This window comes from Pseudomonas plecoglossicida NBRC 103162 = DSM 15088, from assembly GCF_000730665.1.
Taxonomy (GTDB): Bacteria; Pseudomonadota; Gammaproteobacteria; order Pseudomonadales; family Pseudomonadaceae; genus Aquipseudomonas; species Aquipseudomonas plecoglossicida.
This window is the reverse complement of sequence record NZ_BBIV01000023.1, coordinates 80,291-89,240: the sequence shown is the minus strand read 5'-3', so window position 1 is coordinate 89,240 and position 8,950 is coordinate 80,291. Positions and strand designations below refer to the sequence as shown.

Sequence of the window (8,950 nt, the reverse complement as noted above, 5' to 3'; positions counted from 1 at the left end):
ATCTCAACCGAGGCGCGCATTCTACGCTTTCCTCATTTGCTGTCAAGCGTTTATTTTGAAGTTTTTTGCGAGAAACTCGTTTAGCTTCAAACACTTGACTCGCTGCGATCTCTCGTAGCGGGAGGCGAATCATACAGCACTCAAGAGCGCTGTCAACCATCATCTCAACCGCTGCCGATCATTCGATCGAAGCGCTTCCAGTACCACCTGGATCGTTTAACTCTTTGAATCTCAAGGAGTTTCTCGTTCCGGCCACGCTGGAAGTGGGCCGCATTATAAGGGGATTCGAGAGCCCGTCAAGGCTAATCTTCATTAATCTCGCTTTTGCATGCAATTTTGCACCACACCCCTGCTATTGCGCACTATAGTGCACAACCGTCTCATCCCCTCAGGATCTCCTCCCACAAATGAACACCCAGCCTCGCAGCCTGGCCGCCACGCTCTTCCCTATCGGTCTGCTGATCATCGCCATGGCATCGATACAATCCGGCGCTTCATTGGCCAAAAGCATGTTCCCGATCATTGGCGCACAAGGCACCACGACCCTGCGCCTGGTGTTCGCCAGCATCATCATGCTGGCGATCCTGCGCCCATGGCGTGTGCGCATGACGGCAACCACACTGCGAAATGTGGTCATCTATGGCCTGTCGCTGGGTGGGATGAACTTCCTCTTCTATATGGCCCTGCAGACCACTCCACTGGGGATCGCCGTCGCCCTGGAGTTCACCGGCCCGTTGGCCGTTGCCCTTTTCGCCTCGCGACGCGCGATCGATTTCTTGTGGATTGCCCTGGCGGTTGTCGGCCTGCTTTTGCTCATTCCAGTCGGGCAGAGTGGCCAACCACTCGACCTGGAGGGCGTGGCTTATGCACTGGGAGCCGGCGTCTGTTGGGCGCTGTATATTCTCTTCGGTCAGCGCGCTGGTGCGGAGCACGGGATCCAGAGCGCTGCACTGGGTGTCGTGGTCGCCGCGCTGTTCGTTGCCCCGATTGGCATCGTTCATGCCGGCAGCGCGCTGCTCAATCCTGCGCTCATCCCGCTGGCTCTCGGTGTGGCCGTTCTCTCGACTGCCTTGCCCTATAGCCTGGAAATGGTTGCCCTGACTCGCATGCCTGCACGCACCTTCGGCACATTGATGAGTATCGAACCTGCAATTGGAGCACTTTCCGGGTTGCTGTTCCTTGGTGAGGTACTGAGCGTAAGCCAGTGGTTGGCAATTCTGGCTATCATTGCTGCCTCGGCAGGCGCCACGCTTTCGATGCGTCGCGACCCAAGCCCAGCGGTAGCGGCCGACTGATTTGAGAAATATTTCCATTTGCTCTGTCATTAACCATTGTGGCGTCCCGCACCGCTGATTAAGCTGTCACACAAGCATCATCTTTACGCTATCTACTTGACGCACACGGATGCCGGGGAACGTTCAGGAAGAACCGAAGCGATAACGACAGGGCACGGCACATGCCTAGCCCTGCTTTTAAGGACGGGAATGAAACGTATCTTGCTCATCCTGATGGTCGCGGCTATGGCTGGATGTGCCGCGACTGCCAAGACCGAGGTCAAAAATGGGAAGCAGGGCCTGCATATAAGTTGCTCCGGCCTGTCATCGTCGTGGGACAAGTGCTACGACAAAGCCGCCAAACTGTGCAGCAAGCGCGGCTACAAGGTCATCGCACGCTCAGGTGACACCGATGAAGAACCGGGGGATTACCTGTTCGGCATCAACCCAGCCGGCTATACCAGCCGCAGCATGATCGTCATCTGCAAGTAACAGAAAGGGCAGCCGATGGGCTGCCCTTCTTTCATTCGATCACCATCGCGCCGTTTACAATGGCACGGTACGCGCGTGCAACCACGCCAGCACCGCGCCTTCGAGCAACGGTGCAAGGCGCTCACGCACGGTTGCGTGATACCGGTTGAGCCAGTCCAACTCTTCCTGGCTCAGCAGCTCAGGCAGCAGACAGCGGGTATCGATAGGACACAGTGTCAAGGTTTCGAAGTTCAGGAAATCGCCGAATGCTGTCGCTCCCGCCTCCCGATTGACCACCAGGTTCTCGATCCGCACGCCCCATTCGCCGGGGCGGTAGGTCCCCGGCTCGATCGAACTGATCATCCCGGCCTGCATGGCGGTCTGCGCGGTGGTTGCCGCCTGATAGGCGATTACTTGCGGACCTTCATGCACGTTCATGAAATAGCCCACCCCATGCCCGGTACCATGGCCATAGTCGACTCGATCCGCCCAGATTGGCGCACGCGCTATGGCATCGAGCAGCGGAGAGAGGATGCCGCGAGGAAAAGTGGCACGTGATAGCGCAATCATCCCCTTCAGCACACGCGTGCAATCCTGCTTCTGCTCCAGGGTGGGCGTACCCACCGGGATCATCCGAGTGATGTCGGTGGTCCCACCCAGGTACTGGCCGCCCGAATCGATCAGCAGCAGGCCATCGCCCTCGATCACGGCGTGCGATTGCTCCGTAGCCCGATAGTGCGGCATCGCCCCATTACCGTTGAAAGCGGCAATCGTCGAGAAACTCAGCGAAACGTAATCAGGTCGACGGGCCCGCGCGGCACTCAACTGCTCATCGACGGTCAGCTCAGTGATGATCTGCTTGCCCTGATGCGCTTCGAACCAGGCAAAGAACTCGCACAATGCCGCACCGTCCTGCTCCATGACCCGGCGGATATGCACCAGATCTTCATCACCCTTGCACGACTTGCTCAGGGAGGTCGGGTTCGGCCCCTCGATCAATTGCACCTGGGCATCCAGGTTTTTCACCAGGCCGCAGGTCACCCGCGCAGGATCGACCAGCAGACGGCTGCCCGGCGCCAATGAAGCAAGCGCCTGGTGAACCATCGCGTATTCACGCACCTCGACACCATCGACCTGAAGCACATGACGCAAGTGCTCATCGAGCTTTTCCTCTCCGACGAACAATATGGCCTGGCCATGGCCAATCAGCGCGAAAGCTACGAACACCGGATTGTAAGACACGTCGCTGCCGCGCAAATTGAACAGCCAGGCAATATCATCGAGCGTCGCCAGAAAGTGCCAATCCGCCCCCTTTTCTTTCAAGGTGCTGCGCAAACGGGCGAGTTTTTCAGCACGGCTGACAGTGGCATGGGGCGGCAGATGCTGATAGACAGGATTGCCTGGCAACGCGGGACGCCCCATCCAGACCTTGGCCAGCATGTCTTGATCGGTCACAAGGCGGATATCGCGAGCCTCCAGGCGCTTTTCAAGCTCACGCGCCGCAGCCAGTGCCATGACCGCGCCATCGACGGCGACCGTGCCTTGGGCCACGACATTCTCGCCCAGCCACTCCAATGCTCCCGGCTTGCCTGGCTGCAGTTTCATCAGATCGATACCACTGCCCGCCAGCTCTTTCTCGGCTTGCTCCCAGTAACGACTGTCTACCCACAGGCCGGCGAAATCTGCAGTGACCACCAGCGTTCCCACCGAGCCATGGAACCCTGACAACCAGCGGCGCCCTTGCCAGTGGCCCGGCAGGTATTCGGACAGATGAGGGTCGGCCGAAGGCACCAGGAGGGCATTGACTCCCTCCTCGACCATGACTTGGCGCACCTGTGCCAGGCGCTCGGGCACAGTTTGCTGAAGGGTGGTCTTAACGTTCATGCGCACTCCTGCGGACAGGTCTTGGTTGATCCAGGATGACGATAATGGAACAGCCATCACAGCGCCGCAATCATGGTGACCATGAGCAGATCGACAAATGCCCGGACGGCATGCAAACAGGAACATTCCTACAGCAAGCCCCTACCTTCGATCGACTTGCGCTGAACTTCCCACCTGCCCAGGCTTCACAAACAGTACATTCCTTGCAGACAGGTCGATGCCCATGCCCAGTGCCTGCAATCCGAAGCGTGCTGTCGTTCTGCTCGATACCCGCGAGCACACCCCGGAGCACGAGCACGCGGTCCATCTCAAGATCGCCGCCAGTCTGGCCCAGCTGCTGGGCTGCACAGTCGAGCAACCCAGCCCCTCTGCGAGTGACCCGGACAACTACTACTACCTGCCTACCGAAACACTGATTGGCCCTGAGCACCATGCGTCGATGGGTATCCACACCGAAGAGGACTTGTTCGGTGGCTTGGTCAGTCATCCATACATGGCCACAAAAGCGATTTCCCACCCCCTGCCGGCGAATGCCAACTTTCCGCCTGGCTGGACCGACGCCTTTGCGCTGCAGGCCAGCGATGCCCTGCTACGTGGCTACACCGTGTTCAGCAAGACCGATGCGCGCCTCGCCGCGAAGCTACTGCTGCTCGACGGCCCCCTTCGATTCAAGCCAGTTCTGGCCTGCGCCGGGCGCGGGCAGAAGGTGATCAGCCGACTGGATGAGCTGGAGCCCTTGCTGGCCGACATCGATGACCAGCAACTAGGGCTTTGGGGCCTGGTACTGGAAGAGGACCTGAGCAATGTGGAGACGTTCAGCGTGGGCCAGGTTCGCGTAGCCGGGCTGACCTGCAGCTACCACGGCACCCAGCAACTGACCCACGATCACCAAGGCATCGAGGTCTATGGCGGTTCCGAGCTGGTCGTGGTCCGCGGTGGCTACCCGGAACTGCTGCAACTGGAGCTTGAAGATCATCTTCGCCTGGCCATCAATCAGGCCGTGCTCTATGAGCGCGCGGCGGAGCAGAACTTCCCAGGCTTCATCGCCTCCAGGCGCAACTATGACATCGCCCGGGGCACCAGCGCGCAAGGACACCTGCGCAGCGGCGTGCTCGAACAATCCTGGCGCCAAGGGGGCGCCAGCAGCGCAGAACTCTTGGCCTTGCAGGCATTTTCCGCTGACCCCGCCCTGCAGCGTGTGCGTGCATCGACACACGAAGTGTTCGGGGAGTCCGATCTGCCCGCCGACGCCACCCTCTTCTATCAAGGAAACGACAGTGAACTCGGACAACTCAGCAAATATGCGCGGATTCGCGAGCATGACCATTCAGAGTGAAACCGTGGAACTTCAGGTTGAAAACGACAGCATCGTCGGCACCCTGGTCAGCCCCGGCAGCAAGATGCCTGGCATTCTGTTCGTCCACGGCTGGGGCGGTAGCCAACAACGCGACCTGGCCCGCGCCCGTCACATTACCGGGCTCGGCTGCGTGTGCATGACGTTCGACCTGCGCGGCCATGAAAAGACCGAGAGCCAACGGCTTACAGTCACCCGCGAACAGAATCTCTACGACCTCCTGGCCGCCTACGACTGCCTGGCCAGTCACCCGGCCGTGGACAGCAACGCGATCGCCATCATCGGCAGCAGTTATGGCGGTTACCTGGCGACCTTGCTGACCCTCCAGCGACCGGTGAAGTGGTTGGCCTTGCGGGTACCTGCGATGTACTGGGATGACGACTGGGATGCCCCCAAGCAGACCCTCGACCGCCAGCGCCTGAATACCTACCGCCAGCGCCTGCTGGGCCCGGGTGACAACCGAGCGCTTGCAGCCTGCGCGGAATTTCGTGGCGATGTGTTGCTGGTGGAGTCAGAGCAGGACGACTATGTGCCGCACACGACATTGATGAGCTATCGCTCGGCATTCATCAGCGCTCACTCGCTCACCCACCGTCTCGTCGACGGTGCCGACCACGCACTGTCCAGCGAAGAGAGCCAGAAAGCCTACAGCGCGATGCTGGCCGCGTGGATTGGTGAAATGGTCATCGGCGCCCGCCTGGATCGCTACCCGCACTATGCACCGTGGTACGCCTGAAGCCTGCCGACCTGGCAATGGAAGCCGCCATCACCGCCGCGCACCAGGCTGCGCAAGGCCTGATAGGCGCTGAAGTTGACACCCCTTGCCTGATGTCGGCTGAGCAAGTCGAAAAACGGCTCTTGGGCAAAACCTTGCGCCGCAGCCGCCCACGCCTCTCGCGACTGCCACTGCAAGTACTGCAACACCCGACTGCCGTCATCACTGGCCTGGATACTGACCCCTTGCAGGCCCTCGCATCGCATCGCCAGTTCCTCGCTGCGCGTGACCAGGGCCTGGGCCAGGGCCGCCTGACGAGAAACCGGTACTTCATATTCGATCATCTGGGTGAACCACAGGGATTGCGGCGAAGCCGTCATGTTCAGTCTCCTTGCTCCGAACGCTTGCAGCGCGATGGCCAGCAGGGTAAAACCTCGAGTTAACTCAAGGTCAAGAGCTTTTTCGACATGCCGGGCAAAACGTCAGAGGTGCAGGACAAGCAACTCAGTGTCGGCCAGTTGGCCGCCCGCAGCGGCGTGGCCGTCACCGCCCTGCACTTCTACGAAACCAAAGGGCTGATTCACAGCAACCGCAATACAGGCAACCAGCGCCGTTATCCGCGGGCGATGCTGCGGCGTGTGGCGGTAATCAAGATGGCTCAGCGCCTGGGTATCCCGCTCGCGGATATCGCCACCGCGCTGTCCGCATTGCCCAACGACCACACGCCGACTGCCGAAGATTGGCAACGATTGTCGGCGCGCTGGCGAGAAGATCTCAGCCGCCGCATCGATGCGATGACCTTGCTGCGCGACCAGCTCGATGGCTGCATTGGCTGCGGCTGCCTGTCACTGAAGGAGTGCCCGCTGCGCAATCGCCAGGATCATCTGGCCCAAGCGGGACCAGGGCCCCATCCATCCGCACCACCAGAACCGCTGTGAGCGTGCGTTCGGTTAGCGGCAGTAGCGCTGTGCAGCGCCTATAACTAGCGTCTGACCACAACAATTGCCACAGGAGGCAACATGAGCAAGCAGGCGTTGATCATCATCGATATCCAGAACGACTACTTCCCCGGCGGCAAATGGACCCTCGACGGCGCCGAGCAGGCTGCCGACAATGCCGCGCGCCTGCTGGCGGCGGCACGCCAGCGAGGCGACCTGGTGGTGCATGTTCGGCATGAGTTCGAAAGCGCCGATGCGCCCTTCTTCGCCCCCGAGTCGCAGGGTGCCGCCATCCACAGCAAGGTCAAACCACTGGACGGCGAGCCCGTGGTACTCAAGCACAAGGTCAATGCGTTTCGCGATACTCCGCTCAAGAGCACCCTGGACCAACACGGCATACAGGCCCTGACCATCGTGGGCAGCATGAGCCATATGTGCATCGATGCCGCTACCCGGGCAGCCGCCGATTATGGCTATGACGTCACCGTCGCACATGATGCCTGTGCCACGCTGCCCTTGGACTTCGATGGCAAACAGGTTGCGGCGACCGATGTGCATGCCTCGGCAATGGCCGCGTTGGCGTTTGCCTATGCCAAGGTGGTGAGGACTGACGAGCTGCTGGACCACTGAAGAACACTGACACACGCCATGCCGGCCACCTCGCAGGCATGCCCTCGAGGTGGCCGGCACAGCGTTGCGGTCAGATCACCACGTTGCGCACGAAGCGCGTGGTCACCGCGCCATCGTTACGGTAGGCGTAGCGACAATCGCTTGGAAATACATGGAACTGGCCGACCTGCAGACAGCGCTCGACCCCTTCTATGATCAAGGTAAGCTGCCCCTCGGCCACATAGATCTGTTCGCTCCAGCCCTGCGCATCGGCTTCGCTGACATAGCACTCGCCCGGAGCCAGGGTCCACTCCCAGATTTCCACTTCGCGGCGAGCCGCGCTGCTGGCCAGCAGCACCGCCTTGCTCTGCGGCTGCACGCCAGCCCAGGCCAGTTCGTCGATACGGCTCGGGTCACGCTGCTCAGGCGCCTGAATGAGCGTACTGAAGGCGACCCCCAGGGCTTCGGCAATCAAGTCAAGGGTGGTCAGGCTGACATTCTTTTCCCCAGCCTCGATCGCCACCAGCATGCGCCGGCTGACGCCTGAACGCTCGGCCAGGGTCGACTGGCTCATCGAAGCGGCGTTGCGCAGGCTACGGACGTTGACGCTGACATGCTGCAGCACCGACGCGCGGTGTGTGGAATCTCTGTGCACTATATTGCTCACTTACCCAGGTTGCGCAGTATACTGCCCACTTTGCGCCGATTGTGCGCCGCCCCTTCCGAGTGTGCAAGAGCATGAACGAGGCGACCAACAGCCCGAAGACTTCCCTCTCCTTTCGCCTGAGCAAGGCCGAGATGGTGCTGGTGTTCATCACCATGCTGTGGGGCGGCACCTTCTTGCTGGTGCACAATGTCATGACGGTCAGCGGCCCGATGTTCTTCGTGGGCCTGCGCTTTGCCGCCGCCGCCCTGTTCGTCGGCGCGGTATCGGCGCGAGCGCTGTCCGGCCTGACCCTCACCGAACTGAAAGCCGGCGTGCTGATCGGCACGACCATCATGCTCGGCTACGGCTTGCAGACCATGGGCCTGCAGACCATCAGCAGCAGCCAGTCGGCGTTCATCACCGCGCTCTATGTACCGTTCGTGCCGCTGCTGCAGTGGCTGGTGCTGGGCCGACGCCCAGGGTTGATGCCGAGCATCGGTATCTGCCTGGCATTCATCGGCCTCATGCTGCTGGCCGGCCCCGAGGGTGGGGCGCTGCACTTCAGTGAAGGCGAAGTGGTAACCCTGGTAAGTGCCGTGGCCATCGCCGGTGAGATCATTCTGATCAGTCGCTACGCCGGGCAGGTCGATGTTCGCCGCGTCACCGTGGTGCAACTGGCTACCGCCTCGTTGCTGTCGTTCCTGATGATTGTCCCGACCCAGGAGCACCTCCCTGATTTCTCCTGGCTGCTGGTGCTCAGTGCGCTCGGCCTGGGCGCCATGAGCGCGGTGATCCAGGTAGCGATGAACTGGGCCCAGCAGTCGGTTTCGCCGACCCGTGCCACGCTGATCTATGCCGGCGAACCCGTATGGGCCGGGGTGGTCGGACGTATCGCAGGTGAGCGCTTGCCAGGCGTCGCGCTGCTGGGCGGGCTGCTTATCGTGGTGGCCGTGGTGGTGAGCGAACTGAAGTTCCGCCGCGCTCGCATGGCCAGTGAGGAAATCGAAGTCGCGCAGGAGCGGGAACACGAAGCCGGCCTGTAAAGCGCTCAACTGCAGC

The 8,950-nt window shown here is 61.0% G+C and carries 10 protein-coding genes; 7 read left to right on the top strand and 3 right to left on the bottom strand.

The window, feature by feature from the left end:
- Window positions 1-407: 407 nt before the first annotated feature.
- Both rhtA and PPL01S_RS15215 read left to right on the top strand, forming a co-directional pair.
- Window positions 408-1,295, top strand: a complete 888-nt coding sequence (gene rhtA, locus PPL01S_RS15220; protein WP_016393173.1) for a threonine/homoserine exporter RhtA — start codon at window positions 408-410, stop codon at window positions 1,293-1,295.
- A 189-nt stretch (window positions 1,296-1,484) separates the two neighbouring features.
- On the top strand, window positions 1,485-1,766 hold the full coding sequence (locus PPL01S_RS15215) for a hypothetical protein (protein ID WP_016393172.1): 282 nt from the start codon (window positions 1,485-1,487) through the stop codon (window positions 1,764-1,766).
- A 54-nt stretch (window positions 1,767-1,820) separates the two neighbouring features.
- Here the strand turns inward: PPL01S_RS15215 and PPL01S_RS15210 are convergent, their stop codons facing one another.
- Complete coding sequence (locus tag PPL01S_RS15210; protein ID WP_016393171.1) at window positions 1,821-3,629, bottom strand: aminopeptidase P family protein; 1,809 nt, start codon at window positions 3,627-3,629, stop codon at window positions 1,821-1,823.
- Between the two features lie 217 nt (window positions 3,630-3,846).
- Between PPL01S_RS15210 and PPL01S_RS15205 the strand changes: the two genes are divergently transcribed.
- A complete protein-coding gene (locus tag PPL01S_RS15205; RefSeq protein WP_016393170.1) occupies window positions 3,847-4,965 on the top strand; it encodes a DUF3182 family protein in 1,119 nt (372 codons plus the stop codon).
- Window positions 4,949-5,719, top strand: coding sequence for an alpha/beta hydrolase family protein (locus PPL01S_RS15200; protein WP_016393169.1), 771 nt, complete (start codon window positions 4,949-4,951; stop codon window positions 5,717-5,719). The genes PPL01S_RS15205 and PPL01S_RS15200 overlap by 17 nt, the downstream gene beginning before the upstream one ends.
- Here PPL01S_RS15200 and PPL01S_RS15195 read toward each other — a convergent pair.
- Window positions 5,698-6,078, bottom strand: a complete 381-nt coding sequence (locus PPL01S_RS15195) for an antibiotic biosynthesis monooxygenase (protein ID WP_016393168.1) — start codon at window positions 6,076-6,078, stop codon at window positions 5,698-5,700. The genes PPL01S_RS15200 and PPL01S_RS15195 overlap by 22 nt on opposite strands.
- A gap of 87 nt (window positions 6,079-6,165) precedes the next feature.
- On the opposite strand from PPL01S_RS15195, the gene soxR reads away from it, so the two are divergent.
- Window positions 6,166-6,636, top strand: a complete 471-nt coding sequence (soxR, locus tag PPL01S_RS15190; RefSeq protein WP_016393167.1) for a redox-sensitive transcriptional activator SoxR — start codon at window positions 6,166-6,168, stop codon at window positions 6,634-6,636.
- An 81-nt stretch (window positions 6,637-6,717) separates the two neighbouring features.
- Window positions 6,718-7,266, top strand: a complete 549-nt coding sequence (locus PPL01S_RS15185) for a cysteine hydrolase family protein (RefSeq protein ID WP_016393166.1) — start codon at window positions 6,718-6,720, stop codon at window positions 7,264-7,266.
- Between the two features lie 70 nt (window positions 7,267-7,336).
- Here PPL01S_RS15185 and PPL01S_RS15180 read toward each other — a convergent pair whose 3' ends face one another.
- Window positions 7,337-7,900: a helix-turn-helix domain-containing protein gene (locus PPL01S_RS15180; protein WP_016393165.1), complete on the bottom strand. Its 564-nt coding sequence runs from the start codon at window positions 7,898-7,900 to the stop codon at window positions 7,337-7,339.
- An 83-nt stretch (window positions 7,901-7,983) separates the two neighbouring features.
- Here PPL01S_RS15180 and PPL01S_RS15175 point away from each other — a divergent pair, with 83 nt between their 5' ends.
- On the top strand, window positions 7,984-8,934 hold the full coding sequence (locus PPL01S_RS15175) for a DMT family transporter (RefSeq protein WP_016393164.1): 951 nt from the start codon (window positions 7,984-7,986) through the stop codon (window positions 8,932-8,934).
- Window positions 8,935-8,950: the final 16 nt, after the last annotated feature.

Coding starts and splice junctions, on each gene's coding strand:
- rhtA (WP_016393173.1), top strand. CDS start 408: ATGAACACCCAGCCTCGCAGCCTGGCCGCCACGCTCTTCCCTATCGGT.
- PPL01S_RS15215 (WP_016393172.1), top strand. CDS start 1,485: ATGAAACGTATCTTGCTCATCCTGATGGTCGCGGCTATGGCTGGATGT.
- PPL01S_RS15210 (WP_016393171.1), bottom strand. CDS start 3,629: ATGAACGTTAAGACCACCCTTCAGCAAACTGTGCCCGAGCGCCTGGCA.
- PPL01S_RS15205 (WP_016393170.1), top strand. CDS start 3,847: ATGCCCATGCCCAGTGCCTGCAATCCGAAGCGTGCTGTCGTTCTGCTC.
- PPL01S_RS15200 (WP_016393169.1), top strand. CDS start 4,949: ATGACCATTCAGAGTGAAACCGTGGAACTTCAGGTTGAAAACGACAGC.
- PPL01S_RS15195 (WP_016393168.1), bottom strand. CDS start 6,078: ATGACGGCTTCGCCGCAATCCCTGTGGTTCACCCAGATGATCGAATAT.
- soxR (WP_016393167.1), top strand. CDS start 6,166: ATGCCGGGCAAAACGTCAGAGGTGCAGGACAAGCAACTCAGTGTCGGC.
- PPL01S_RS15185 (WP_016393166.1), top strand. CDS start 6,718: ATGAGCAAGCAGGCGTTGATCATCATCGATATCCAGAACGACTACTTC.
- PPL01S_RS15175 (WP_016393164.1), top strand. CDS start 7,984: ATGAACGAGGCGACCAACAGCCCGAAGACTTCCCTCTCCTTTCGCCTG.